The organism is Pseudoalteromonas sp. MMG022 (assembly GCF_021654245.1).
GTDB lineage: Bacteria > Pseudomonadota > Gammaproteobacteria > Enterobacterales > Alteromonadaceae > Pseudoalteromonas > Pseudoalteromonas amylolytica.
This window is the reverse complement of record NZ_JAKFZQ010000005.1, coordinates 212,656-238,424: the sequence shown is the minus strand read 5'-3', so window position 1 is coordinate 238,424 and position 25,769 is coordinate 212,656. Positions and strand designations below refer to the sequence as shown.

The window sequence follows — 25,769 nt, the reverse complement described above, 5'->3', positions numbered from 1 at the left end:
ATGGGTGTCCACGATTTACCCAATTTACCGGTGTCCACGATTTATCACGTCCACGATTTATCCATCCTTGCTAATCCCATCGTTCGCTCCTTGAACTTAGAATTTGATTTGAATTTTGAAGAAACTAAAGCTTAGACAAACCACCCCAACATTCCAAGTTGGGATGGGTGTCCACGATTTACCATTCTGTGCGATTTATTCCAAGTTGGGATGGGTGTCCACGATTTACCAACCACCCCAACATTCCAAGTTGGGATGGGTGTCCACGATTTACCAGTGTCCACGATTTACCAGTGTCCACGATTTACCACGTGTGCGATTTAAGTGGGCAAACATGAGTTAGCTCGGCTATCTATTTTTCGCTCACAACTGTCTGCCTGATGACGGTCTAAACCTAATCAGTAACATTGTAAGCGCAGATATGAATTACGACACTTAATGCCGCAGTTTATAACCTGCGGCAATATCCACCTAGAAGCTTACTCATTTTCTTCATAAAAACGTTGTAACTGATCTTTTAGATTCGGTGGGATCCCTTTAATAGTCAAAGTATCGTTGCGCGCATCATAGACAACTCTTTCACCTAAATGCTTACGCTCAAACCCCACGCTTACGCCACCCCCTAGGCCAGAAAACTTCACCATAGTGCTAACGGTTTTCTTGTCTACGGGGAAAGATTCTGCAAGATCGTAACCTTGCTCTTTATAGAAATCGTCAAACGGTGCATCAGAGGATTTAGACAGCGTTTCAGATAAAGATTCGATGTTGGCATCTTCCCCAGAAGCAACACAATCATTACAGTAGTCGAATACTTCCTTACGTAAGGTGTCCTTTTCCTGCTTATTGAATTGTTGCTCACTTAGGTAATCTTCCACCGCGTCAAGCATCACTTGTGATTGTTGTTTTGGGTCAATCCCTTCTTCACAGCCTAAAAAGTCTAAGAAAAAGTCTGCGACTTTACGTCCTGCTCTGCCCTTTATGAACGAGATGTAGCGTGCATCATCAGGTTGTGTATCCCACGCCGTCAAGTCAATCCTAGCCGCCAGCTGCATACGAGAAATATCTAAATGTCGAGATGCTGACAAATCAAGCTCGGAAGTAATTGAATAATGTTCTTTGATATTGATTAATGCAATGAGCACATAATCTGTCGCCACATATTGGTATTGACAAAACACCAAATAGCCAACTTCATTAAACGCGTATTTATTCAGTTCTTCTTTTAAAACCTCTGTTGCTTGCTGCGTAAAGTGCCAAAACCCCAGTTCATTGTTACGATAACTCTGCATTGCAGCAGACACTTGACTGTTTTTTTCACCACTGAATGCGCAATACCCTTTGCCTGGTTTGCCATTGTAAGCATGATGTAACTGTTCAATGAACACATTAACTTTATCGTTAATTTGCATTTCATCTTCACGTAAGTGGATCTGCGTATCTTCATCGTGCTTGTCGACATAATGTACAACTAGCTTATTCACCTCTATGCTCATGTTTGTTTTTCACGCCTCTGGTGTTAAAATGAAAAAATTATAACTCTTTAATATTGAACCAACTGATGCCTATCCAATCTAAATATTCCAACGAACAAGTTGAACAAATTGTTGACCAGCTAATTGATGTGCTCACTCAAGCGCAGGCACCGGTTGATTTGAGTCTTATGTGTTTAGGAAATTCTATCACGCATATTTTAAAAGAGCATGTGCCTGAAGCGAAAAGACAAACAGTTGCGGATAACTTCTCTAAAGCGCTCGTACAATCGGTAAAATAACTGGATGAATTTAACCCCTCAAAGCCCGTTTTCGTCTAAAGCTAGCCAACTTCTTAGTTGGGGGCACTGGTTTACCTTTGCAAACATCGGCTTAGTCTTACTGATCAGTTTCAGTTACTTACTTGCAGATAAGCCACCCACGTCAGCGTTGGGCGGCTTTTACATGTTGATTACTTGGCTAAGTCATACCAGCTTTATCACGTTTTGCGCCTTTGTTTTGACCATATTTCCTTTGAGTCTTGTATTTCCGTATCCAAGGCATATAAGGGGGATGGCCGCACTACTGGCAACATGTGGGATCTCAACTCTCTCTCTTGATGCTTTTGTATACTTTCAACTTGGCTATCACTTAAACATTCAAGCACTACCAGAGATCTTATCTTTGCTTTGGGGGAAGTTTAGTGTTTCACCAATACTCGTTTCTGTTTTAGCTGTTGGCTTTATTTTAGCAGTATTTGTTTTTGAGTTGCTGGCAGGCAATCGCGCGTGGCGACATCTAGCTGAGCTAAAACAATATAGATTTCCAAAATATGCTACCGCCATTTTAGTAAGCTGTTTTGCAACCAGTCACAGTATTCATATATGGGCTGATGCTAATGCCTATTTTGATGTCACCAAACAAGATAATATTCTGCCATTGTCTTATCCGACAACGGCAAAAACACTATTAGCTCGCCATGACCTTTTAGATATAAAGCAATACGAACAAGCGCGAGACATCAGCTTAACAAATGCACAAAGCCAATTTGCATTTAATAGGCCACTACCTAAATGCCTGCCACAAAATGAAATACCAGCTACAGTGGTGGTGTTTGAACAGCACGCTGCGTTAACCGCGTTTGCTAACAAATATCAGCTACAACCAACAGCTCAATTATTACAACCCTCTGATCATGATGACGCAATTTTTAACCTTGTGTACGGGTTGCCTGCATACTATAAATCGGCGATGTCACAAAACGAGCAGCCACCTTGGAGTTCTAAGGGTCAGCTTGTCAGTGTCAGTGGGTTAAGTTTTATCGATGATATAGACGTTAAAGAAGCACCTATAAAAATTATCAGTGCTAATCAACTTAATACCGATAAAAATATTGAGGGCCCAGTTATTGCGTTTTCTCTAGCGCCTCATAGTACTGATGTTGTCTACAATAGTATGTTTTACAGCAACTATTTTGATGCTGTAGATCAGCCTACTTTTAAGCAATTACACGACATCATGTATACGCTTGTTGCAAGTCACTTAGACTGCCCTCAGCTTGCCACCAGCACTATGTTGGGTAGAGATCTCAAGCACTCGATCAGTAATGAGGGAGTCAACTATACGCAAGGTGTGCTGGTTGCTTTTCGTAAAGACCGCATAACGCTTGTTAGCCAAGACGGCAGCTATAAAAATGTTTCTGGTACTGAGGGTTTTGCGATTGATCAAAAGTTGGATATTCCATTTTTAATCAATAATATCAAAGTATTGAAGAAGTTTTCATCACAGAAACATACGCCATAATTTGCCATTTCCTAATGTTTGTCTATCTTTGTGTTAGGAGAATTTAACAAAAGGAAAAACTATGATACGTAGTATATTTGTTCTGGCATTATTACTTTCCCTTCCTAGCCAAGCTAAAACAATCGTTAACTATTACAAATGCGTTACTGAGAGAGGGACTGTTTACAGTCAGTTTCCTTGTGCTGGTAACGCCACTCAACATACGCTTACCAACGTAGATCCTAAATCGGGTATGACTTCCGAGCAACATTACAAAACGCTCAATAATCTTGAAAAGCAACAGATCATCCGCAATCTAAAAAATGAATTAAGAGCGAAAAAACACGAAGCCGCTATTTTAACTCGTGAACGAGATCAAGACACACGAAATCAACAGCTTCGGGTTAATCGCATTATGGATGACAAAGAACGCAAAGAAACACTTGATGACATCAAACGCCAACTTAAAGCCATCAACAAGGTCTATCACAAACAGGCCAAAAAGCTAAACAAGCAAATCGCTCAATTAGAAAGAAAACTTAAACGTTACGAATAAGTGACACAAGTGCTAAAAAAAGCTAACCTAGCAAGAGGTCTTACCACTTGAGGTATTAGCGTGCACTCTTTTACTATTGCAGAGCTGATTTTGGCGGGATTTACCGAGCATTATCAGCGCTTTCAAAGCATCACAAAACAGACTGGGCTAGCATTTTCACAACAAGACTGGTCGAGAATTCAGCAAATTAGTAAATCTAGAATTAGCCATTACGATGAGCGTGTTGAAGAAACTGTAGAACGTTTAAAAACATCACTTCCCTGTACGAAACTCGATGAGTCCCTTTGGTATCAAATTAAAAAAGATTACTTAGAGTTACTTAGCTTCCACCCTCAAGCGGAGTTGGCCGAGACCTTTTACAACTCCGTTTTTTGTCGCCTGTTCCACAGGCGCTATTTTAATAACGACTTTATTTTTGTTGAAACCACTTTAAAAGATGCACCTGCTCTGCCTGTTGAAGCAGAGTATCGCAGCTATTTTCCCGTTGTGTCAGGGCTAAAACCGACCATACAGCAGATCATAAAACAGATTGACTTTAAGTGTAATTTTCAAAATTTAAACCGAGATATAAAACTATTAATGAAGGCCTTTATGCGTCAGGCGCCGGATACACACCACCGAAGCCATATGATGCGTTTTGATATACTGCAAGCGCCATTTTACCGTAATAAAGGGGCCTATATTATTGGCCGAGTGGTTTCCAAAAGTGGTATCCAACCTTTTATCATCTCGGTACTTCACCATGAAAAAGGCGGGCTATACATAGATGCGCTGCTGACTAATTCATCGCAAATGAGGGTGATTTTTGGCTTTGCTCGAGCCTATTTCATGGTAGAAACTCATGCCCCCTCCGCCTTGGTTAGATTTTTAAACCAACTCATGCCTAATAAGACTCCCGCTGAGCTTTACAATGCCATTGGTTTTCATAAACAAGGTAAAACCGAGTTCTACAGGGAGTTTTTGGATCACTTAAAAAATAGCCAAGACCAATTTACTCTCGCACCAGGTACGCCAGGCATGGTAATGATGGTATTTACGCTCGAAAACTTTCCCTATGTATTCAAGGTGATTAAAGATAAGTTCTCAGAGAGTAAACCTTTTGGGCGAGACACGGTACTGGCGCGTTATCACTTGGTTAAAAACCATGACCGTGTTGGCAGAATGGCTGATACAATCGAATACTCTAACGTGGTTATCCCTAAATCTCGTATCGCCCCTGAGTTGTTAACGCAACTGCGTAGCACCATCTCAGAGAGCTTGTTAGAGGAAGGTGATATGTTGATTATCAAGCACTTGTATATTGAACGACGTATGACCCCCCTCAATCTGTACTTGCACAATGCAAGTGACGAACAAACTGAAGTTGTCATGAGGGACTATGGAAATGCTATCAAAGAAATGCTCCAAGCCAATATTTTTCCAGGCGATATGCTGTTAAAAAATTTCGGTGTCAGTAAACATTTGCGCGTAATTTTTTATGATTATGATGAGGTTCAGTATCTCACTGATATGAACTTTAGGGATATGCCAAAAACTGACTTATCCGACCTATATTCGGGTATTGATGAGCACTCCGCTGCACCACAAGATGTATTTCCAGAGCAACTGTGTACATTTGTTCTCACAAACCCTACACTCAGGGCCATATTTGAAAAAGCTCACCCAGAGCTTTTATCAGCAAGTTACTGGCAACAAGCACAGCTAGATGTTAAAAATAAGGTTGTAAAACATATATTTCCTTATCCACAAGAGCAGCGCTTTATCCACTTAGATAAAACCATAAAGGAACGCCGTGAACATTAGTAAAATTGACCTTAACCTCTTAGTCTACCTAGATACGTTACTGCGTGAGTGCAACGTTACTCGCGCTGCAAACCAGTTAAGTATCACTCAGCCTGCAATGAGTAATGGACTAAAACGGCTACGTAATTTATTCAATGATCCGATTTTAGTTCGCACTAGCGAAGGAATGGTTCCCACAGAACGAGCGCTTGAACTGCAACCCGTCATACGCGGTATTTTAATGACGTTGGAGGAAACGCTCGCACCAAATAGGGAATTTGTCGCCAGTCAAAGTAATCGTGTCTTTCGCATCATGGCCAGTGACTACGCAGCCAGTACCTTGGCTCCTAAGTTACTAAATAAACTTCATGAAGAAGCGCCAGATACCACCCTAGATATTCTCACACCAAGTGATGTTACCTTTCATGATGTAGAAAATGGCAAGGTTGATATGGCGATTAACCGTTTTGAAAATTTACCGCAATCGTTTCACCACAAGCAAATTTGGAAGGATAGTTTTTGTTGTTTAATTAAATCCGATAACCCTATCATCGACAACTTTAATCTGGACGCATATTTGAAAGCTCGTCATATTTGGGTGAGTAAAACCGGTTTTGGTGTGGGTGTGGGTATGGACCCTGCGGATGTACAAAAACTTGGTTGGGTTGATGAGGCGCTCGCACATTTTGGCAAACATCGTAATATTGCAACGTTTACTCGTAACTATCATGTTGCTATACATTTAGCAAAAGAACAGAACTTGGTCGCCACTTTACCTTCAAAAGCAGCGAACATCTACAAAGATGACCCTGCAATAGCGATTTTAGAACCGCCTTTCCCTATTCCACCGTTTGAGCTAGATATGATCTGGAGCCCACTGTTACACCGTGACGCCAGCCATATTTGGTTAAGACAGAAAATTGCAGAAGTAGCGCAAGAACTCAAGTAGTTAATCTGCTCTAAATACTGGTGTGGTGCTTAGAGTTGCTACACCACACCAAAATACAGCTACTCTTCAGCAGGCCAGCCAAAAGGAATAACCGGAACGCTCAAACCTCTGGCCGCAATCGCCTCTGGTACAGTCATTGTTGAATCAGTTGGTGTCCATAAATCATTACTAAACGCCAGCGTACTATCTTCTAAAGCTGTATCTCCAAGCGTGCCACTGGCATCTATATCAAACAAAAACGTGCCTAAGCCATCATAGTCACAACTTACCGTTGGCGCGTATTCTATATTGGCGCGATGATCAGTTCCTAAATACACATTCAAAGTGGAGTCAAACTCAAAGAACTGCCTTTGCGTTTTACTGACCAAAGTATGATCAGCGCCTGGACCCGCCCAATTACAAATAAACCCAGATATCGTGCCATCGGTGTCGTCAATTGATGTACCATAACCAAAGTGTGACTCGCCGTTATCGAGGCTTGCATCGTTAAAACCAATATTAAACACTCTGCTATGACTATCTCCAGCACCTGCCTGCCACACATGGGCATAATCACCTGCTAAGGTAGTTAGGTCAAAGTCAGCACCATAAATTGAAAAGTTCTCGCTCCAGCCATCAGGGTTCGATACCGCATTATAAATATTATCAACATCAACAATATTATTGCTATTGAACACGTTGGCTACACTGTGACCACATAAGGTCCCACTGCGTGCTTGCAGCACTATGTTGTCGCCATTTCTTTGATAGGCGATTGACCCCGCTAGTGTTCTCTCATTTTGCGAGCAATTCATGCCGGGAAATTCAATGCCTGATACACCGACCTCTCCCTCTACGGTATATCGTAAATACCCCTCATACTGCTCAGCATCAGCGCTTGGTACATGTGTCATATCGAGCGTAATGGCATACACATCACTACCCACTTGATAGCTCAACTCTACTTGATATAGCCATTGCGTGGTTGTTTGCTCAATACTCGCATTGCTAAAGGTGACATCGGTAATACCGGCATCATTCATTAACCCAGTTACATCGAGCGTGCTACCTACCGCAGGAAGGCTGCTACCATCGGCGGTGGCAACAGCAACCATACTGGCCAACGTCATCAATGACATAGTTGTTTGTGATTCAATGCCCTCCAATAAGGCATTCGTTTGCGCTACAGCACAGGCATCGCCACTGTCATCAGAGACTAACCAAAGGCCTAAATCTCCACTGGGTAAGCTTCCGCTTGCGCTACTTGGGCTAGGCGCATCTGGGTGACCACTGTACATGACTACCGGGCCGAAACAACTAGCGTTGTGGCCAGTTACATAAAAAGCGCCCACATCAAATGTGTCACTAATTGAAGTATCGCCCTTTAGAATTGCATCAATCAGCTCTGTGGCAGAAAAATAACTCGGTACAGTAGATATACTAGTATCGTACATGCCAAAAGCTTTTTGCTGCCCCTCTGCACGTCTAGAAAATGGCGAGGTTGTCATAAACTTTGCAGGAAACACAACCGCCAATTGAGGGTTTTCAGGCTCAGGATCTGGGTCGGGCTCAGGGTCGGGCTCAGGGTCAGGATCTGGCTCAGGATCTGGGTCTGGGGTTGGGTCTGGGGTGTCACTATTATTATCGGGCACTTGCGGCTGCGGTGTAGTGGTTGAGTCGTCAGATGAACAGGCAACGCATAGCCAGCTGACGAAAAGGCAGAGCAATAGTTTTTTCATGTGGTAACCCCTTTGCAACAGAGTCTTATAGGCTTAGCAAAAGCCTCATGTAAGTGCAAAGTAAAATTTAGAGATTTACACGGTAGCGCTGCAGCTTGAAATTCAATCTTTCATCTATGTCATTATTATTGTTGCTTATATTTTATTCATCATAAAAATAGTCTATCTAATTGGCAAAAAAGTATCCTCACAATTGGGCTGTTCAGGTCACGTAAGCCACATTGTTTGAAAGAAGTTATCGTGTTTCTAGGTCTTCATCAACATCGTCCTATTTAGCTCGCTACTAACATGTACTGTGTTTAGAGGAACAACAACTATGAAAATCATTGTCGGGGGACTGACCGCCTTATGTGTCGCTCTTTCTGCGAACGCTGAACTCGTCACGTCACTATCCAGCACAAAAAGTGAATATAATCTAAATTTTCACCCCAAATTTAGTCGTGTTCTATTGGCACGCTCAGACCGAGATTTTGAGAATGCCCAAGTTTGGGAATACCAGCACCAAGACAACCGCTATACCACCCCAAGGAAGATAAACCTTGGCCCCACAGAATTTAAATACTCAGATCCCATGTATGCGCCAAACGGCCACGAAATTTATTTCATTTCAGACAAACCTATGAAAAATCTAGGTAATAGCAGAGACTACAATATTTGGCATGGGAGGTTAGTGAATGGGCAAGCTACTGAAGTCACTCCTTTGAACACACATATTAACTCTATTGATGATGAATTCGGCCCAGAGCTACATCAAGGAAGATTGTATTTCGCCAGACGACACGATCGCCACTATGCACTTATGTCAGACAAAAAAACACACCAAGCAGTGACTCTGTGGGATGCTACCCCGAGACAGGATGATATTGAGATGCGCAGTGACTTGACCTTTTCACCAGACGCAAAGGTAGCGGTATTTTGGCAAATATCAAAAACGTCACCACAAGCTGATCTTTATGCCAGCCGATTACTATCGGGGCAATGGAGTGCACCTATCAAGCTATTAGCAGGTGTCAATTCTCATTTTCATGAGATCAGCCCACAATTTTCCCCCGATGGGAAATGGCTATATTTCAGCAGTGAACGTCCAGAGCCTGATTTCGCGCTGTTTAATATTCACAGAGTCAGTACCGAGCAGGCATTTCCAAAACAGTGGTACAAAGCGCACTTTGCACCTAAAAAGTTAAATCTCTTAGCTGATGTAAATACTTTAAAAGCCATTACTGAATTTACTTACACGCTCACGCTACACAGAAAAGATAACACCACTAAACAACATGTGCGGGTTAATTACCAACCTTTTAGCCTCAAGATCCTAAGAGATAACACTCAATATGACCTAGATAATAAAACAGGTATAAAAACTGACCTACATACCCAGCGAAAAGTTAAAATGAGCGAGCAAGAAATTGCTAAAGAACTGAGGTCATTACGACTTAATTTTTTAGATTTATTCAAAAAAGACGATACACACTTATATAGACAGTATAATGAAACTTCACCACATCAATATATGTACCGGGTTGAGTCCTCGGGCATCGCCCCTTTTAGTATTTTAGTTGATCAACACAAACAAAAAATATTGCAGCTCTTTTACGATAACTCCAATATTGGTATTGAGTCAGATTATAAGAAAATAGATGGGATATGGTGGCCTCATACATTTTCATTCCATGTAGATAATGAAAAAGTAGCCACAGGCGTGTTTTCTGATATGTGTATCGCTTTCATTAATGACGATAAAGATAAATGCGAAAGTATATAGGCTTGGTTTATTAGGAAGGAGGCCAGAGCCTGCAAGTTGTGTGCAGGATGGCCTTAGTTGGAGAAAGGAATCGTTGGTAGGGTTTTAGAAGGGGGTTACACATACGAGTTGCGCAAAAAGCGAGCAAGTCGCAGTGTTTAATTTTTTATTTTTGAAATTGCAGCCGATTAGACCAACAAGGTATTGTGTTAAGCCAGTTGCTCACAAACCAAATGCGAGCGAAAGCCTTGTTTATTAATACAATGCTCAACTTCACTGACAAACCAGCTGCCATCTAAGTCGCTTTTAGTATTGGTTATTTTGACAACAGCACCGGCAACAATTTGCGCATTACCAATGCAAGAGATGTGAATGCTGGTGCTGGCGCGTTTTAGGCGGTTATGCTTGGCTTTTGCATAGCGAGTTGCTGTAGCTTCATCTGCGTATACATAGGGTAATACAACGCTTGGACCGTCACTACCGACCTTCACAGGCACCTTTAATGCGCAGTCAATGTCGTAATAAAAAGCCGTCACATCGCCTACCTTTCGGCAAGCGTCTTTGTCGTAGCGCCAGAGTAAAATGTCGCTCGTGTGGAGTTCAACTTCTTTTAAGGCTTGACCGGATAACGAGCGTCCAGTACCTCTGGCCATGAAAATCAATTTGTCATGTGAGATTTTTAAGATGGCATCAAATTGCTCAGCAAGCGACGTTAATAACTGAGCATCACTTTCATTTTGTTCAATATGTGGTAGCTCAATATTGGTAAAGGCATCACCCACTTTGGCCTCAAGACCATATTCGCCAGCAATATCGGATACCAGTTCACCCAATTTTTTGGGCTTTTTAGGATCCTCAGGCCAGGAACGTTGTTTCGGAGCTTTCAGTGTAGTGTGCCACAACAGTTTGTTGCCAAATAACTCCAATGAACGTACAGGACCTGACAGGCTGAATTCTCCCACTTCAAACTTTCCAAGTGGATGTAAAGTCGCACTTTTGTCTTCATTACCCTCTTTATAGCCCATCGCTATTTCAACAATGTCGGTCGGCTTGGGCTGCTGAATTGGCGCGACTTCCAAGTTGTCAAAACGTACATAGCAACTATCACTCACCAAACCGGTTTTCAGCTTGACTGTGACGTTAACAACACGGTCAATTAGACGCTGAGCGACCTCTTTTGCATTGGTTTTGATGGAAAACTGAGGCTGGATATTCATGAGTCTCTCCTCAGTCCCAAATGTTAATAATGTTCTGTTGCACTGGCTTTTCAATTACTTCAGGCAGAAATATCGCGATGTTCTCTGGATAAATGGCCCCCAACTCAGCCAAGCCATGATTTGCTTCAAGCACCATTTCAACCATCGTGCTGCTGCGGCCATAGTGATGCCAACAGATATTGTCTAAGCAATCACCATCACGTGTAATATAAGTTACCCCGCTCATTGCTCTTCTCCTTATTTGGTATTGCCGTCGTAACGCTCTAAAGTCATTTGGAATTGGATCTCTCTAGGAATACCATCATTGAGAAACAGTGAACGCTCTTCATTGATGGATTTAATAATCCACTTCCCTAAAATCCTGCCAACGGAGGCATCTGACTTACCATTGACTTTGACATAACCAAGTGTCAACGGCTTACCCTTAGCTGCTTCTGCTCTCATATTATCAACCTGACTAAGGCCATCTTTGACAAGTTGAGGATATATCGTGCCATCAAGTGTGATAGTTTGTGCTCCCACCCCAACAAACTGCTGGACTGGGCTTTTTCCTTCCGTTTGAGAATCTTGGTTCTTCCAACGATACTCCGTTGCGTAAGATAATTTGCTAAACGCTGCACTGCTCACAGAAAACTTATAATCTCCCAGCTGCATCATGTGCGACGCGTGACTTACTTTAGCCATTAAGCTACCTCATCAATATATCGCAAGCGCATATCACGCTGTGCTTGCTGTTGTTTTTCCTCAAGAACCAGCTTGATTTGTTCAGCAATATCCAATGCCGACATCTCAGGCGTTGCATTAACTGTAATATTGGCATTAACGGTAACGCTGCTATTAACATGCTGTGCGGATGATTTGTCGCTGCCCACTGTTTGTGCAAGCGTATTCAGCTCACTTGGATTGGTCGCCAAAGCATCTGCTTTTGACTCATCAAGTGATTGTGCTGAAAGTGATTTGTGACCTGCCTGTTGCTGTTGTGCCTTCGCACCAGATGAGCTATCACCTGCCAAGGCTTGAAACGACCCTCCTTGCGCATAACTTGGGTCATTAGCCGCACCACCTAAAGACGCATCTACATTGGCGATATTTAAAGACTGGGTTGTTGCATTGCTCTGTTGCATGGCATTGTTTTCATCAACCGAGTCTTCCAAAGAGCTGCCAAACCAGTCGCCTAAGAAGCCCCCTAACGACTCACCACCAAACGAACCAATTGCGCCACCTATCGCGCCACCAATCAGCGTGCCAACACCTGGGATGATTGAGCCAATCGCCGCCCCTGCCGCAGCACCTGCAAGCGCGCCCCCAGCGCCACCTGCTGCCGTACCTATCTGCTTAGACTTTTCTCGTTTACTGAGACTGTCATCCGCCAAAGTACCGCCAATATCCGCCGCACTCATTATGGTTCTAAGTGGACCGGTAAATCGGCCTAATGTTTTGGCGAGCGGGTTTTTCATGAACCCTTTGAAGAAGCCACTCATTTTAGGTTTTGCACGTGAGCTGCTGCCAAAGATTGGGTCATTTGCGGCTACGCCTTTACCCAGTTTTGCAGCGCTCACAGATTTAGGTTTGTTAGTCGCAGCACCTTGTTTAGGGCTATCTTTGCGACCGCCATCCAATACCTTTAACGCAGGTTTTGCTTGCTTGCCTTTGCGCTTATTAGGCTGACCCTTATCCGTGTCATCCTGAGCATCCTTCACCCATGGTTGAGTGTTGCTACGCGGTTGCGATTGACGGTTTTTCGCCCCTCTTCGCTTAGCTCTTTTGCCCTTCTTATTACGTCGTTTATTGCGCTTTTTCTGCTGGTCTTTCTCTTGTTCAGGCGCCTCATCAAGCGCATCTTCTGGTTCTGCAAATTCAAAGAAGTCTGACGCTGCATCCCCGATAGACGACAAGTCACCATTGAGAATGCCTTTGAAGTCTAACTTGCCTATTGCCGATGAGTGCTCCTCAAATACCGCAGCGGCATCGTTGAAGCCAAACGACTTAAGTAGATCAGGGCCAGCTTTGACCATGGACTGTAAATCACCATCCATAATCCCCTTGATGTCTAGCTGCTTTAAGCCCGGCAGCGCGGTTTGTAGTGCGTTGGCAGGGCCCTCAAGGTTTATCGCCTTGAGTAAATCGGGGCCTGCATCCAATACCGAAGATAAATCTCCCGAGGCAATGCCTTGTAAGTCCAATTGCTTAAGACCCGGCATAGCGGTTTGTAGTGCGTTGGCAGGGCCCTTTAGGTTTATCGCCTTGAGTAAATCGGGACCGGCATCCAATACCGAAGATAAATCCCCCGAGGCAATGCCTTGTAAGTCCAACTGCTTTAAGCCCGGCATGGCAGTTTGTAGCGCGTTGGCGGGGCCCTCTAGGTTTATCGCCTTGAGTAAATCGGGACCGGCATCCAATACCGAAGATAAATCTCCCGAGGCAATGCCTTGTAAGTCTAATTGCTTTAAGAGCGGCATCGCGGTTTGTAGCGCGCTGGCAGGACCCTCTAGGTTTATCGCCTTGAGTAAATCGGGGCCGGCATCCAATACCGTAGATAAATCTCCCGATGCGATACCCTGCAAGTCCAATTGCTTTAAGCCCGGTATCACGGTTTGCAGCGCGTTGGCTGGACCCTCTAGGTTTATCGCCTTGAGTAAATCAGGGCCTGCATCCAATACCGAAGATAAATCTCCCGAAGCAATGCCTTGTAAGTTTAACTGTTTCAGCGCAGGCATGGCCTGAGTCATCGCCTTTGCAGCGCCTTCAAGATTAACCGCTTTTAAAAGTTGCGGCGCAATATCTAAAATCGAAGCCAGCTCACCTTCAACAGCACTTTGCACATTTAGCTGACTCACATCAGGCAGGGTTATAGGTGCCTGCTTTTTTGGATCTGTATTGTGTGCCTGTTCTGAAGCATTTCTTTTAGTCGCACGCTGTTTTTTGTCAAATGCTTTGTCGCTCGTTGCAGCGCGGGCTTTAGACTTTTTATTCTTTTTAAGAATTGGGTTGGCTGGTGTTTTGGCTATCAACGTATTCGCTGAAGGCGTTTGCGATTGCAGCGTGTCTGACGGTTGCTTTTTGTGGTTTGCCTTTTGCTGCTTTGGCGCTGTTTTACCTGCGTACGCAGCATTGTTGGTAACGTTCTTTACGTGCTGTGTGCTAACGCCTTTAACCTTTAAATTAGCAACCGTATTTAGCAACTCTCGTATCGCATTGCTTACGCCAACTTCAACACTGTTTGGCAACTCGCTAGTAAGCGCCTCGATTGAATTAGTCACAGCGCCAATTGACCAGTCAAGCGATGTTAGGCTGTCATCCAAAGATTCTACATCAATTGCATTGAGCAAGCCTTGAGTGCTGGACCGCACAGATACTAAGCTTTCACTCATGGCACTTTGCGCGTCTAGCTGGCGCAGTGATGAGTCTTCAATCGTAAGCAAACTCTTTTCAACATCGGCGCTATCTGGTGCTGACGTTGAAGCAGCTGACGCAGATCCACTCGCTATTTCTAAGCTCTGGCTCGTTTGCATTTGCAAACTGCTATTGAGGTCCAACAAATGGCTTCGCAAATCAGCAAAGTGGTTTGCCATCAGTTCATTCACATTGAATTTGGCAAGCAAACTCAGTAATGCTTCAAGTGGTTTAGTGTCAAATGCCAAAGCGTGTGATTGCAGCTGTTGCATCACCTGTCCAAGTAATTCGGCACTAACGCTAATGTCTTCATATGGCTGAATTTTTGGCAGCTTATTTTTCACTTTATTGTCAGCAGTTCCCTGCACAGTAGATGCACCCTGTTGTGTGGTGCGATTTTGATCAGAAGGATCCACAAATGTCATAGCAATACCTGAGAATACATAGAAGTGAGCGATGTGCCTGTGATAACGCTGCGTTGATGACCAAAGGAGGGTTGGCGATGCAGTGACAGGCGTGGTGTTTGTGTTTTTGTACAGCAAATAGCACTCAACAATGTTATTTGCTGTACAAAAAAAGGCAGGGGTTACCCTGCCTCTGTAGATTGTTTGTAATCAACGGCTGCTTCGAACCATTCGCATAGCTCAGGCTCGGTCAGCGCGTTTAACTCGTGTAAGCCCCACCCAGTATATTTAGCGAGGGCAATAACCATGGCTTTTAAGCGCTTGGGCGGGATACGAGAAAAGCCTGTAGCTTTTCTCGCAACTTGACAAAGTCGCTCCAATCAAGCTCTTCAATCACGTCTGGAGAAACTTCACACAAATTTGAGAAGTAGCGAATTTCGCTCTCTGATTCACTCAAATCTGTTTTGTCCACCATTAAACGATCACGTACTTTTGGTCGTCTCATCGTTAGTTCTGCATACTCATGCGCATCGACCGTGACTGGGAAGTTCAGTTTAATGATATCTGTCATAACTTATTATGCTCCAATTGCAGCACGTAGCAGTGCCATTTGATCTTTACCGTTGATAATACGAGTGTCGTTCTGTAGGTCGATGTCATAGATAACATCCTGACCAATTTCTAACTTGTATTTTTGAACAGCGTATTGAAGCGTTAACTTCGCTTCTTCACCGTCTTTCCAGTTACCCATGTCAACCTCTTTAAAGAAGCCTTCAAGCGTTACTTTAACTGGAACCGGTTCTTCGCCTTGTGCTTGAATCGCACCACGTGCTGTTAGTGGTGTTGTTTTACCACTCCAGTCACCTAGTAGCTTCATCATGTCAGCGTTGTACTCAAGCAATGTTACTGAGCCTTCAAGCTTTTCAAGTTGGCCAACATCAAGCTCGATTGGCGCTTGGAAACCTGACGTGACTTCACGTGTTTTCACCGTTACTTTTGGTAACGTGATTTCGTCAGCGATGCCTAGGTAGCCTTTACCATCAACGAATAGCTTGAATTTTTTTAAGATTTTAGGAGACATTGCCATTATACGATTTCCTCTAGGTAGTTGTTGGTAAGAATGCTCTTGAAGGTGATATGCTCAGCTGGTGTTGGTGGCGTAAAGTCGAAGCTAAAGTACACTTTACCTGCCTGAATGTTTTCAGGTGTGTTCAAGTCTGCATCAGCCCAGATTTGACCGCCGATAATCGCACCCTGCGCCTTTAAGCTATCAAGGTAAGACTGTACGCTTTGTGTCACATCTTCGATGTAAGTTTTAGTGATGTTGCGGTCTACTGCCCACATGTGAGCACGTAGTAGTGAGTCGTTGATCATGTCCGCTGTACGAACCACTGATAGGAATGCCCATTTAGGGTCATCAGAACATGTGCGGTTACCCCATAGCTTAAAGCCATTTTGACGGATAATTGTCGCAACTTCGTTTTCGTTCAGTAAGTTAGCACGAGCGTTTGGATCGCCTAGCTGGAAGTCAATTGGACGTTCAGTGGCAACGATGCCATTCATGTTGGTGTTACTTGGGCTCCACCAGAAGCCACGGTCGTTGTCTGATTTTGCAATCATACCAGCAACACGTGAACTGGCAGGTTCAACCACTGATTGACCGTCACGGAATACTCTAACCGCAGGGTCAACCACAAATACACGGCGAGAGCCGAAGTCTTTACGGTATGCTTTAGCAGCATTGTCGTCTGTGCTTGGGCCGTCAGCGATGATCACTGCACGTAAACGCTCAGCAATAGAAACCATGTTAGAAACAACAGGGTTTTTCTCTGTGCCGTTCTTCTGATGCGTATAACCTGGTGCAATGAGAATACGTGGCGCTACACCAACGACCGACTCAGCACCTAGGAATGCTTGCATACCAGTGTATGCGCCTTCGCTGTCAACACCGCCAATGATGTTGTTCGTCACAGTTGCTTCGTCACCATCAGCAACACGTACCACGATAACCACCGCACCAGCTTGGTCGAAAACACCGTCAATCGCAGGAACTAATGAACCCTTAAGACCATATTCAACGTCAGTAACTGTTTTCTCAACTTTTGCTTTAATAGCAGCAAGCTCATCTGCCGTTGGCGCCACACCGTCGTTTGCTGCTGTGTGAGCAGCCACGGCATCCGCTTCTGCTTCTGAACGTAATGTCGCTAGGCGCGCTGCGAAATCAGCGTTATCTGGGCTTACTAATTTGGCTGCTTCTGCACGCTTACCTGCAATTAATACAGGTGTATTAAGTGGAAACGCTTCTTCGTCAGCGAAAGGCGCTGTACCGACTAAGCCAATTACTGAGCTTTTTACTGTTTTGATTGGACGAGTGCCTGATTGCGCCTCGATCACCTCTACACCATGTAGAAATTGTGACATATGATTCTCCTTCAAGGGTATGTCAGTTAGAAACAAAAAAACCACGCAAAGCGTGGTTTTAAGATTTAAAAAATTTGTGTTTGTGTTGTTACACTTGTATGCCTTCAATGATTACTGGCTCGCCATTGATTAGGTACAAGCCATTAATATCTATGGACAATTTTCCGCTGCCTGCTGGGTGCACGGCAACCGATTCAAGACGAAAGCGTGGTTCCCATTTTTCTAGTCCCTCTGAAATAGCCAAAGTGATATCCCCCACTAAAGAGCTAGAAAATGGACTGTCGAGTAAATCGAATAAACCACACCCATAATCACGCCGCATGACGCGACTACCAAGTGGTGTTGTGACTATGTCTCGAATACTTTGTTTTAAATGCTCAACCCCTGATAAGGGCCGACCAGTTTGTGCGTTCATGCCTATCATTTTGTAACCTCTTTGCGTTAACCACCTACGGTAAAGCTCGCCACACCCAGTGCGACAGTTCCGCCGCAACTAGTTAGGTCGCCAAGGCGTGCAACCGCTTTGCCCGCAATGGTAAAACTCCCCGCGCCCGCAGAGACCGTTGCGCCAACATGTTTTACTTTAGGGTCTGCGGCTAAGTTATGCGTGCTGATTGAATCGCCCTGACGTAAGACTGGTTTTCCCGCCACGGTAAAGCTGGTTTGTGAGGCACTGATAGTGCCAGGTAAAAAACCAGCGTGTAGGTCAGTTATGTGTGCATCGACGGAGATTGCTGGCATACCTTACTCCTGAGCGCTGATTTTGCTGCCGTTAAGCTTCAACGTACCTGATGCCTTAACCTTAAGATCACCACCGGTTGCTTCAACTGCAACGGTTTTACCCTTTAGGCTCAGGTTGTCGGCAGCCGTTACCGAGATGCTCTTATCACCATTGACTGTGGCATCACCAGCGACATTAATGGTGGCGTTGTTGCCCACTGTGATATTTAAGTCGTTATCACATTCTAGAATAATGTCTTTGGCAGACTTAAGTTTGATAACAGCCGAATCTTGCTTTACATCAATCAGATATTGGTGCGTTTTGCGGTTATATTCAACCAAAGAACCATCCTGATATTTGGTACGCTGTACATCGACACGCTCATCCTTGCCCACATCACTGGCCACGCTCTCAAGGTTATGGCCATTTTGATACAAGCTGCCAAGCACCACGCCTTGCGCTAAGTCACCACACGGTGCCAAAACCACAACCTGCTCCCCCACTTCTGGGGCCTGCCAAGTCATATCGTTAAATGCTTGATTGGTAAGCCAAGGCAACCACGTTGTGAGCCAGTCACCGATTTTTACGCGTACTTTGGCCGCTTCGTAATCCACCTCATTCACAGTGCCAAGTGAGATAAGCTTAGCCAAACGGCTTTGCATATCAGACTGTGCTAGATTACTTTGCAAAGGGTTAGCCAGCATCTTCAACCTCCGCGATGACCACTTCACCTTCTGCATTGACCGTAGCCACATGACGGTGTTCACCACCTTGCGGCCCTAAATATACATCGGTGATCACAGGACCAGGCGCTTCTTCAGGTGGCTCATACTGATAGTAGAACTCCCAAATGAGCTTAGCTTTACCTATCATGGTTTCGCTTTGCTTGGTGAATGCAAACTCTGCGTCTTTAGCAACAAAATGCTGCCAAGGAACGGGCACACCGTCTGCCTGCATCAGTGCTTCACTGCTATCTATCACCCCGTCTAAACGAGTCAGTAGCGCGATGCTATCGGCATCTTCGGCTTCGATATCTAGTTGCAACTTTAACACTCGTCTGTCGAGTGGATTAGGGCTTAAGTTCTTATTCGACGTAGGCCCACTTGATTGCAACTCACTGGCTTGACGTTCTGATACCAGTGTGACACACAGCTGCGCCACCTGCGTTAAGTCTGGATAAGGCATCACAGGTTTTATTAAACCAACCTGTGCTACACCTTGTAATCCAGACGTCAGGTACTCAAGCACCTTTTCAACTAGGGTACTGCGATGATTCATAGTGATTCTCTGATAAAAAGCTCAGCACTCTCAAAGAAAGGGAGGCTGTAGGATTAATGGCGGACGATGTGCCCGAAGAAGGTTAAGCTGGCAGTGGGTAACGTGCTTTTATTTGAGCGACTTTATCCAACCAAGCCTGTTTTGCGACGTCTGTTTGGTCATATTGCCACTCGATAAACAGTGGATCAGATTCGCTTTGGTACGCTATCTTTCTTGCATCCAATGCTTCTTCTAGCTCAAAAACTATTTCCAGTTCATCAATCGCTAAATTAATCTCATTTGCTGATAAGTAAGCGCTGATCTGGTCCATGTCTAATACATCACCGAAAGTCGCAACGATCGAGCCATTATGTTTAACTATCATTTCACTACTCCTATGCTGGGATATCTGATGGACGTGCAAACTCAGGGAACAATGACCACCCCGCACTCTCAAGGTCAACATAACCACTGGCAGTACCGAATAGACAGATAAGTGCCTCTCCTTGCTCAGAATCAAATGTTAACTTGGAATGGCTGGTATGAAATGCAGCCGATGAGTTTACTGCTTTTCTTCGTTCCGCATACAAATGCCAGTCATTGCCACAGTCAACAACAGGTGACATAGAGCCAGATACGCTGCCCGATAACACTTTTAAGTAACAAGCCGATGTTAGCGCGCCCTGTTGATAGCCTGAGCTCCAGTTATTATCAATGCGAGAAGGATGCGCTGTGTTGGTTCTGGTCCACTTTAATCGCAAAATATTGAAGTAACCATTTACGTAGCCGTCATATACAGCCGCTCTAAAATCAGCGCCAACACCACTGCCAGTGTGATCTGTATCGTAATCTGGAATACCGTGTATCGTTGCTTCCTTCGTGACTTCTAAATTCGTATAGATGGTATTAAAACCTTTTATCGCGGTAGCGCTGGCAGGTTCCATCCCTTGGTTGCGACTCAGCAAGATATGAGAATACTCACTACGAGCACTGCCAATGTAGTTATCAACCTTAGTGTTGGCCTGAGCAATAGTGGTATCCACCTCACTCATCTTGGCACTGACGGTACTATTAATTTGCCCAATTTGGTTTTGCACAGTTTGGGTCAAACTATCGGCAGCAGTTACCACGTCGGTTAAGCGCTGCGTCATGGTTTTATCTTGTTCTGACATGATCACTCCTAAGTTATTGAGCTTGCTCTAAAGCCACTAAACGCAGCTCTTGTTCGATTTGACGTTGCATGGTGTTAAGCTGTACCAACGCCATATCGGCAAGCTCTCTGTCCACGATGATATTGAGGTTATCTACACCCACTTTGACTTCCACACTATCTGATGGAATTTGTGCCAGTGACAAGGTTAGCCACTGCAACACTTTTACATCGGGAGTGCGATAACCTAAAGTGGTGTTTTCCTGAGAGTAAACACCGAGCAAAATGAGTTCGGGTTCGCCTTCACCGCTATAGTCGGGTGACTCAATGAACACCCCAATTTCGCGAATTGCGTATTCCAAAGGCGCATCGAATTTAGCAGCGATTTTTAAGCTGCTGCTTTCACCGTCGCTGTAGTCGGTATCAACAATGGCTACCCGCTCTTTTTCGCCTTTAAGTGCGGTTTGTGTTTTACTGGGCGTATAAGCTGCGTCACCAAAGGCCATGTGACTGATTTTGCCTTTGAATCCACGCTGCGTCGCACTGAGCAAGGCATTGAGACCTGCTTGCGTAAACTGCAAGGTGAGTGCTGACATTAGGTCGCTCCTTGTAAGGTTAAATGGTTAAATTGAATGCGCGTTACAAGCGCCGAAATCCCTTGAGAAATTGCTGCTGAATTGGGCGCTACGCCCAACCAATTGGCTTGATGTTCACACCCTGCCACACCACTTTTTGCTGCCAGTGCTGCAGCTGCTTTTCCATAAGTTTGTTCAGGGGTAATACCGCAAAGTTGCCCTTGCTGGTCGATTGTCCCAACACCTGCTTTGCTTGCCAGTGTGCTGGCTATCGAAGCAGCACAAGCCTCAGGTGCTATCCCCTGAAACAGAGCCTGCTTATCAACACCAGCGACACCATTTTTGCTGGCTATGAGTGCACCGGTGTTAACGCTAATGCTATCTGGGTGAACGCCTGTAAACGCCCCATCCTTGCTGGCAAGTCCAATCCCTGCACCACTAAACAACCCGGTTCCAAATGATTCTTTTAAAGCAATGCCAAGTTGAACTTCAACATGCACAGCGGCGCGCTTTGCCGTATCAACAATGCGCTTAACCTGCTCCAGCATGGCTTTGGTGAGCAGTCCCTGCTCATTGGTATCTAAATTTTGGTTCACCAACGCATGCACTATCACCGTGCCGCGCTTGGCTCCCTCACTTTGCCACCACTCTTGAATTTGTGTTTCTATTCCTAAGCTATCCAACGCTTTTTTGAGCGCATAAGGAGTAGCCTTATAACGGTGTACTTCAAACGCATCAGCGATGACTTGGCGTTTGTTCTTTTCACTCCAAGCGTCATTCCAGTCATCCACCGACAGCGACCAAGCTAACCAAGGTAGTAGCTGTGCTGGGCATTTTTGTGGATGCCAAATATCATGGAGTAACTGGGTTTTATCCGGATAGGTCAGTAATTGCGTTAAAGCCTGTAATAGTTGACTGGCACTGCTTGGCAATAACTTTGGCAAGTTGTCAAAATTATCCATTACTCCCCCTCAATAACCGTCGAACTCACCGTGATCCCCGTACACACCGCCACCTCATTGGCAGCAATATGAATGTCTGTATTGGGGTTTATAATGCGACCACTTTCAACACCTGGCTGATTAAGCGCTGCAAACAATCCCATCTGGCTAATATCTCTGCCCAGCAAACTTTGCTGAGCGAGGTATTGGCTCAGTGCGGCTTTAACGGTCTGTTCAACAACAGATGCAGCAGGCCCTGGCGCAATTTCGATGGCGACATCAAGCGAGAATGGCTTAACTGTGGGGCCTGTTATAGTTAGCCTGTCACCGAGAGGCCTTACTTTAGAAGCATGCTTGCTTATACTGCCATCCGCATCTAACCCGAAGTGATTACGTAGCGTGTTGAGCAACTCATCTGATGGTTCGCCGTTTTGTTCATGGCTTAAAATGGTTAGGTGAATATCACAAGGCTCGGGGCTGAGCACATAAACATCCTTGACTCTTGCATCCGCTGAGAGTGCATGAAACTGATAAGCCTGTTTGCTCCCTGCGGTGTTTAATCCCTCAAATACCATTTGTATGCGGCGTTTAAACCGCTCATCCGTTTCACTGTCTTGGCGCGCTAAGTTGTAGCGTGCGGCGATTGCATCTAGGTCATTACCTGTGGCACTGGCCAACATATTACCTTTGATGGCGTCATTGAGTTTGCCGTCAAATAATAGCTGTTGATAGGCCAGCATTTCTAACATGACTTGCATTGGCTCAGACTCGAAGCTTAGTGCCTCTGCATACTGAGGGTAATGCGATAATAGCCGCTCTTTGAGCTGTGACAGCGTTTGTTCAAAATCCAGCTCGGTAATGGTGTCAGGTAATGGCACCTTGGACATATCTAATAAATTAAAAACGCGCATAAAGTACCTCTGAGGCCCATAAAAAAAGCCTGTACCGAAGTGCAGGCCAATTTGCTTGGATAATGGAGCTTGTTGCAACCAAACACTATATTGAAGCATTTGGTTAATCATTCAGTGTATGTATATCTTACTGATTTTTATGATTTAAAACAGGTCAATGCTGCCCTATGATAATGATTTAGACTAAGGCACTCACCGAGCGTTTTTAACACTTTTTAGCACGTGCTTATTTACCATCGTATGGGTTTAGGTAAGCACCCAGCAAAAAAGTTTCATATCACGTTCATTTTTGTTTTAAAGCAAACAACCCATGATTGATATGTAACATATAAAACTTTACCCATAAAAAAGCCTGCTCAAATAAGCAGGCTTTTAATGCAAAATGGGTCTGTGTTTACTAAGTAACGCATCACTGTTCATTGAGTTGATTAGTCAGCATAGGTGTATCTTACCGATTTTTTTTCCTTAAAACAGGTCAATGCTGTCCTGTTGTTAAGGTTTAGATTTAGGCACATATCAAGCGCCTTAAAACATCTAACATAATGCTTCTTTACCTTCTAAAGGTTGAAAGAAACATTTGAGAGAGGCTTTTATATAATTCAACCAAAGCAACCCTGTTGTTTGTTGGGTTGCAATGTTACATAGCTAGAGACTGCATTGTAGCAGCCGCTAGCTATGTAACATGTAATAAAAAAGCCTGCTCAAATGAGCAGGCTTTTAAAACAAGTTGGGACTGTGCTTGCCAAGTAACGACTCACTCTTGATTGAGTTGATTAATCAGCATAGGTGTATCTTACTGATTTTTTTTGACTTAAAACAGGTCAATGCTGTCCGGTTCTAAAAATCAGTATCACATTCACCCAAACTAACTCGCAGCTTGCGCCGCTCGCACTACATAAAATGTAATGTGGTTGATGTTAAACCGAGGCTCCATAAACTCTTCATTCAATAACGCAGAGAATACTTCAAAGCGACCAGACGTAGGAAAATTAAAGGTTGCGTTGAATTGACCAGCATTCACGTCAATGGGAAAGTAAACACGGCGACCATCATCACGCAGCACAGGCAACAAAAATGATTCATCGGCGATGTCCAATTGACCGCTCAAAGTAACATTTTGCCCCTCCTCCACGGTAACTTTTATTACCTGTCGCGATGTAAGATCACTGGGCACTTTAATTGCTCCCGCAACCGAGTGCAATTGAACGTCGGCTAATACAGGCATTTGTGACTGTTCAGCGAGCTCCTTTTGCTGTTGCTCAGCTTGATACTGTGAATACCAAAGCTGTGCTTGCTCTTTGGACTCCCAACGCTGTCCAGATTCAGGGTGAGTGAGTAAATAAGTGCCATTTAATTTAATGGCTTGTTTTTGATTACACCAGTTAAACATCATAGCTCCTTAAGCAAAATAAACGCGTGACAATGAATCGGTTTTTGTCGTGCTACCATTTTCATAAAATCGGAAATATTGATAAATAAACAACGCATTGTGAATAGGGGAATAAGCGATAATTTGCGGATAAGCATGCCCTTGATAAGAGTCACTGGTACTTCGGTAATTATTACTCGGTGACACAGACTCCAACGTAGCACGAATCGTATTCCCCAAGGCTGGTAACTGAACCCGACCTTTGAAGCTTCGCGTAAACAATTGACTTGTTGTTTGCTGCGCTACCGTCGCTTCACTATAACGCACTAGGTGTTGCTGCCCAATGCCCTCAACTTCATGATAGTCTTTGTCTTTCAACGCAAGTTCTTTACAATAAGTTGGTCTGGTCACGGGCAAAGCCGATCGTGATTCGCTCATCCCTGTTCGTGAGTTTATTATATTGTTGGTGTTGGCTGGCGTAATAGCTTGAGTATGTAGTGGCAATAAACCACTGCTGATAGCCCAGCTCTCAAATGCACTTTCACTGACAAAGGTTTGTGCAACCTTTTGTACCCAGTTTACCCCATCAAACTCATGTAAGATGCCCGCATCTACCGAATATAACTTTTTGCTGTCTTTGTCTTGATATAGCTTAAAATAGTCTAGTTCTTGTAACGACTCAACGGTAAAGCTCCCCGCCTTGTAAGTTGTTAACTGCTTAGAACTGGCTGTATAGCTAAACAAGGTGGTGTTGTTATCTGGTAATACAAACATGCCTATTTGTGCACTACCATCCGATGGCACTAGCGCAGTATTCTTCGTTGCTTTTGCGACATCCCCGTTAGTGTCAATTGTTACAATAGCAGCAGGATTAACGCTACTCACTTGAGATCCTGCGTCATAATACACACAGAAAGTGCCCATATCATAATTAGCGATACTAAGCATATGACATGCACCGTAGGCTTGGGAGCCACTGGCTATTTCTGCTGCGGTATTGTCGTAGTAATCCAGCCTAAACTCTGGTTCACCTAGACGGTATGTGGGGTCTATCAGCCTGTCAGGTAAATTACTTAAGCTTTGCTCAACATTGGCCACAAGGTTTGCAGTAATTTCATTAAACTTTGCCTCAAGACCAGGCAGCAAGCTCAAATGTGCACTTTGCTCAAGCAGTTCAGCTTGTAGTTCTTTAACCAAGTCACTGGCATTATTAATCGTATCCGTCGCGTCATCCAAATGCTCTTCTGCTACCGCCACTAGGGCGGCCTCTAAATTAGCGCTGCTAGAGAGCTTTTGAATGGCATTGCTGACTAAAGTTTGTTCTTCTGCGCTGAGCTTTTCATTGCTGCGCATTTTGGTCACTAAATGGTCGACCATTTCCTGAATGGCGTTATTGATGGTTGCCATAATATC

Annotated in this window: 26 protein-coding genes; 6 read left to right on the top strand and 20 right to left on the bottom strand. The window is 44.3% G+C overall.

What is annotated here, in order from left to right; genetic code table 11:
* Window positions 1-479: 479 nt before the first annotated feature.
* Window positions 480-1,493 (bottom strand): nucleoid-associated protein YejK, encoded by a 1,014-nt coding sequence (yejK, locus tag L1070_RS07010; RefSeq protein WP_070985104.1) that lies wholly within the window; start codon window positions 1,491-1,493, stop codon window positions 480-482.
* A 65-nt stretch (window positions 1,494-1,558) separates the two neighbouring features.
* Here yejK and L1070_RS07005 point away from each other — a divergent pair, with 65 nt between their 5' ends.
* The 5 genes from L1070_RS07005 to L1070_RS06985 all read left to right on the top strand — a co-directional run bounded on the left by L1070_RS07005 (window position 1,559) and on the right by L1070_RS06985 (window position 6,538).
* Window positions 1,559-1,771, top strand: coding sequence for a DUF1414 domain-containing protein (locus tag L1070_RS07005; protein WP_070985102.1), 213 nt, complete (start codon window positions 1,559-1,561; stop codon window positions 1,769-1,771).
* Between the two features lie 4 nt (window positions 1,772-1,775).
* Window positions 1,776-3,272 (top strand): DUF3413 domain-containing protein, encoded by a 1,497-nt coding sequence (locus L1070_RS07000; RefSeq protein ID WP_237125010.1) that lies wholly within the window; start codon window positions 1,776-1,778, stop codon window positions 3,270-3,272.
* Between the two features lie 61 nt (window positions 3,273-3,333).
* Window positions 3,334-3,807, top strand: coding sequence for a hypothetical protein (locus L1070_RS06995; RefSeq protein ID WP_070985099.1), 474 nt, complete (start codon window positions 3,334-3,336; stop codon window positions 3,805-3,807).
* Between the two features lie 60 nt (window positions 3,808-3,867).
* Window positions 3,868-5,610, top strand: a complete 1,743-nt coding sequence (aceK, locus tag L1070_RS06990; RefSeq protein WP_237125009.1) for a bifunctional isocitrate dehydrogenase kinase/phosphatase — start codon at window positions 3,868-3,870, stop codon at window positions 5,608-5,610.
* Entirely contained in the window at window positions 5,600-6,538 is a 939-nt protein-coding gene (locus L1070_RS06985) for a LysR family transcriptional regulator (protein WP_070985089.1), read from the top strand. Before aceK ends, L1070_RS06985 begins: the two co-directional genes overlap by 11 nt.
* 59 nt (window positions 6,539-6,597) lie before the next feature.
* On the opposite strand, the gene L1070_RS06980 is transcribed toward L1070_RS06985, so the two are convergent.
* Window positions 6,598-8,256 carry a hypothetical protein gene (locus L1070_RS06980; RefSeq protein ID WP_237125008.1) on the bottom strand — a complete coding sequence of 553 codons (1,659 nt, stop codon included), beginning with the start codon at window positions 8,254-8,256 and terminating at the stop codon, window positions 6,598-6,600.
* 316 nt (window positions 8,257-8,572) lie between these two features.
* Between L1070_RS06980 and L1070_RS06975 the strand changes: the two genes are divergently transcribed.
* Window positions 8,573-10,018, top strand: coding sequence for a hypothetical protein (locus L1070_RS06975; RefSeq protein ID WP_237125006.1), 1,446 nt, complete (start codon window positions 8,573-8,575; stop codon window positions 10,016-10,018).
* Window positions 10,019-10,206: 188 nt separating this feature from the next.
* On the opposite strand, the gene L1070_RS06970 is transcribed toward L1070_RS06975, so the two are convergent.
* From L1070_RS06970 to L1070_RS06885, 18 genes are all read right to left on the bottom strand, one after another.
* Complete coding sequence (locus tag L1070_RS06970; RefSeq protein ID WP_237125004.1) at window positions 10,207-11,214, bottom strand: contractile injection system protein, VgrG/Pvc8 family; 1,008 nt, start codon at window positions 11,212-11,214, stop codon at window positions 10,207-10,209.
* Window positions 11,215-11,224: 10 nt separating this feature from the next.
* A complete protein-coding gene (locus L1070_RS06965; protein WP_070985079.1) occupies window positions 11,225-11,440 on the bottom strand; it encodes a tail protein X in 216 nt (71 codons plus the stop codon).
* A gap of 11 nt (window positions 11,441-11,451) precedes the next feature.
* A complete protein-coding gene (locus L1070_RS06960) occupies window positions 11,452-11,898 on the bottom strand; it encodes a phage tail protein (protein ID WP_237125003.1) in 447 nt (148 codons plus the stop codon).
* Window positions 11,898-15,032, bottom strand: a complete 3,135-nt coding sequence (locus L1070_RS06955) for a hypothetical protein (RefSeq protein ID WP_237125002.1) — start codon at window positions 15,030-15,032, stop codon at window positions 11,898-11,900. The genes L1070_RS06960 and L1070_RS06955 overlap by 1 nt, the downstream gene beginning before the upstream one ends.
* Window positions 15,033-15,324: 292 nt before the next feature.
* Window positions 15,325-15,582: a phage tail assembly protein gene (locus L1070_RS06950; protein WP_070985068.1), complete on the bottom strand. Its 258-nt coding sequence runs from the start codon at window positions 15,580-15,582 to the stop codon at window positions 15,325-15,327.
* 6 nt (window positions 15,583-15,588) lie between these two features.
* Window positions 15,589-16,098, bottom strand: a complete 510-nt coding sequence (locus L1070_RS06945) for a phage major tail tube protein (RefSeq protein ID WP_083330482.1) — start codon at window positions 16,096-16,098, stop codon at window positions 15,589-15,591.
* Window positions 16,098-17,432, bottom strand: coding sequence for a phage tail sheath subtilisin-like domain-containing protein (locus tag L1070_RS06940; protein WP_237125001.1), 1,335 nt, complete (start codon window positions 17,430-17,432; stop codon window positions 16,098-16,100). Before L1070_RS06940 ends, L1070_RS06945 begins: the two co-directional genes overlap by 1 nt.
* Before the next feature lie 88 nt (window positions 17,433-17,520).
* The gene (locus tag L1070_RS06935) at window positions 17,521-17,856 is read right to left on the bottom strand and encodes a GPW/gp25 family protein (RefSeq protein WP_070985064.1); all 336 of its coding nucleotides are present in this window, start codon (window positions 17,854-17,856) and stop codon (window positions 17,521-17,523) included.
* 17 nt (window positions 17,857-17,873) lie between these two features.
* Window positions 17,874-18,173 carry a PAAR domain-containing protein gene (locus L1070_RS06930; RefSeq protein WP_237125000.1) on the bottom strand — a complete coding sequence of 100 codons (300 nt, stop codon included), beginning with the start codon at window positions 18,171-18,173 and terminating at the stop codon, window positions 17,874-17,876.
* A 3-nt stretch (window positions 18,174-18,176) separates the two neighbouring features.
* Window positions 18,177-18,857, bottom strand: coding sequence for a phage baseplate assembly protein V (locus L1070_RS06925; protein ID WP_237124999.1), 681 nt, complete (start codon window positions 18,855-18,857; stop codon window positions 18,177-18,179).
* Window positions 18,847-19,431 (bottom strand): hypothetical protein, encoded by a 585-nt coding sequence (locus L1070_RS06920; protein ID WP_237124998.1) that lies wholly within the window; start codon window positions 19,429-19,431, stop codon window positions 18,847-18,849. The genes L1070_RS06925 and L1070_RS06920 overlap by 11 nt, the downstream gene beginning before the upstream one ends.
* 82 nt (window positions 19,432-19,513) lie before the next feature.
* Entirely contained in the window at window positions 19,514-19,795 is a 282-nt protein-coding gene (locus L1070_RS06915) for a hypothetical protein (RefSeq protein ID WP_237124997.1), read from the bottom strand.
* A 10-nt stretch (window positions 19,796-19,805) separates the two neighbouring features.
* Entirely contained in the window at window positions 19,806-20,582 is a 777-nt protein-coding gene (locus L1070_RS06910; protein ID WP_237124996.1) for a hypothetical protein, read from the bottom strand.
* A gap of 13 nt (window positions 20,583-20,595) precedes the next feature.
* Window positions 20,596-21,156: a phage tail protein gene (locus L1070_RS06905; protein ID WP_237124995.1), complete on the bottom strand. Its 561-nt coding sequence runs from the start codon at window positions 21,154-21,156 to the stop codon at window positions 20,596-20,598.
* On the bottom strand, window positions 21,156-22,097 hold the full coding sequence (locus tag L1070_RS06900; RefSeq protein ID WP_237124994.1) for a phage tail protein I: 942 nt from the start codon (window positions 22,095-22,097) through the stop codon (window positions 21,156-21,158). Before L1070_RS06900 ends, L1070_RS06905 begins: the two co-directional genes overlap by 1 nt.
* A complete protein-coding gene (locus tag L1070_RS06895) occupies window positions 22,097-22,987 on the bottom strand; it encodes a baseplate J/gp47 family protein (protein WP_237124993.1) in 891 nt (296 codons plus the stop codon). The genes L1070_RS06900 and L1070_RS06895 overlap by 1 nt, the downstream gene beginning before the upstream one ends.
* An 865-nt stretch (window positions 22,988-23,852) precedes the next feature.
* A complete protein-coding gene (locus L1070_RS06890; RefSeq protein WP_237124992.1) occupies window positions 23,853-24,377 on the bottom strand; it encodes a hypothetical protein in 525 nt (174 codons plus the stop codon).
* 9 nt (window positions 24,378-24,386) lie between these two features.
* Entirely contained in the window at window positions 24,387-25,763 is a 1,377-nt protein-coding gene (locus tag L1070_RS06885) for a hypothetical protein (protein ID WP_237124991.1), read from the bottom strand.
* Window positions 25,764-25,769: the final 6 nt, after the last annotated feature.

What these genes read in the sequence shown, in the direction of transcription:
- yejK (WP_070985104.1), bottom strand. Translation starts at nt 1,493, where the DNA reads ATGAGCATAGAGGTGAATAAGCTAGTTGTACATTATGTCGACAAGCAC.
- L1070_RS07005 (WP_070985102.1), top strand. Translation starts at nt 1,559, where the DNA reads ATGCCTATCCAATCTAAATATTCCAACGAACAAGTTGAACAAATTGTT.
- L1070_RS07000 (WP_237125010.1), top strand. Translation starts at nt 1,776, where the DNA reads ATGAATTTAACCCCTCAAAGCCCGTTTTCGTCTAAAGCTAGCCAACTT.
- L1070_RS06995 (WP_070985099.1), top strand. Translation starts at nt 3,334, where the DNA reads ATGATACGTAGTATATTTGTTCTGGCATTATTACTTTCCCTTCCTAGC.
- L1070_RS06980 (WP_237125008.1), bottom strand. Translation starts at nt 8,256, where the DNA reads ATGAAAAAACTATTGCTCTGCCTTTTCGTCAGCTGGCTATGCGTTGCC.
- L1070_RS06975 (WP_237125006.1), top strand. Translation starts at nt 8,573, where the DNA reads ATGAAAATCATTGTCGGGGGACTGACCGCCTTATGTGTCGCTCTTTCT.
- L1070_RS06970 (WP_237125004.1), bottom strand. Translation starts at nt 11,214, where the DNA reads ATGAATATCCAGCCTCAGTTTTCCATCAAAACCAATGCAAAAGAGGTC.
- L1070_RS06965 (WP_070985079.1), bottom strand. Translation starts at nt 11,440, where the DNA reads ATGAGCGGGGTAACTTATATTACACGTGATGGTGATTGCTTAGACAAT.
- L1070_RS06960 (WP_237125003.1), bottom strand. Translation starts at nt 11,898, where the DNA reads ATGGCTAAAGTAAGTCACGCGTCGCACATGATGCAGCTGGGAGATTAT.
- L1070_RS06955 (WP_237125002.1), bottom strand. Translation starts at nt 15,032, where the DNA reads ATGACATTTGTGGATCCTTCTGATCAAAATCGCACCACACAACAGGGT.
- L1070_RS06950 (WP_070985068.1), bottom strand. Translation starts at nt 15,582, where the DNA reads ATGACAGATATCATTAAACTGAACTTCCCAGTCACGGTCGATGCGCAT.
- L1070_RS06945 (WP_083330482.1), bottom strand. Translation starts at nt 16,098, where the DNA reads ATGGCAATGTCTCCTAAAATCTTAAAAAAATTCAAGCTATTCGTTGAT.
- L1070_RS06940 (WP_237125001.1), bottom strand. Translation starts at nt 17,432, where the DNA reads ATGTCACAATTTCTACATGGTGTAGAGGTGATCGAGGCGCAATCAGGC.
- L1070_RS06935 (WP_070985064.1), bottom strand. Translation starts at nt 17,856, where the DNA reads ATGATAGGCATGAACGCACAAACTGGTCGGCCCTTATCAGGGGTTGAG.
- L1070_RS06930 (WP_237125000.1), bottom strand. Translation starts at nt 18,173, where the DNA reads ATGCCAGCAATCTCCGTCGATGCACACATAACTGACCTACACGCTGGT.
- L1070_RS06925 (WP_237124999.1), bottom strand. Translation starts at nt 18,857, where the DNA reads ATGCTGGCTAACCCTTTGCAAAGTAATCTAGCACAGTCTGATATGCAA.
- L1070_RS06920 (WP_237124998.1), bottom strand. Translation starts at nt 19,431, where the DNA reads ATGAATCATCGCAGTACCCTAGTTGAAAAGGTGCTTGAGTACCTGACG.
- L1070_RS06915 (WP_237124997.1), bottom strand. Translation starts at nt 19,795, where the DNA reads ATGATAGTTAAACATAATGGCTCGATCGTTGCGACTTTCGGTGATGTA.
- L1070_RS06910 (WP_237124996.1), bottom strand. Translation starts at nt 20,582, where the DNA reads ATGTCAGAACAAGATAAAACCATGACGCAGCGCTTAACCGACGTGGTA.
- L1070_RS06905 (WP_237124995.1), bottom strand. Translation starts at nt 21,156, where the DNA reads ATGTCAGCACTCACCTTGCAGTTTACGCAAGCAGGTCTCAATGCCTTG.
- L1070_RS06900 (WP_237124994.1), bottom strand. Translation starts at nt 22,097, where the DNA reads ATGGATAATTTTGACAACTTGCCAAAGTTATTGCCAAGCAGTGCCAGT.
- L1070_RS06895 (WP_237124993.1), bottom strand. Translation starts at nt 22,987, where the DNA reads ATGCGCGTTTTTAATTTATTAGATATGTCCAAGGTGCCATTACCTGAC.
- L1070_RS06890 (WP_237124992.1), bottom strand. Translation starts at nt 24,377, where the DNA reads ATGTTTAACTGGTGTAATCAAAAACAAGCCATTAAATTAAATGGCACT.
- L1070_RS06885 (WP_237124991.1), bottom strand. Translation starts at nt 25,763, where the DNA reads ATGGCAACCATCAATAACGCCATTCAGGAAATGGTCGACCATTTAGTG.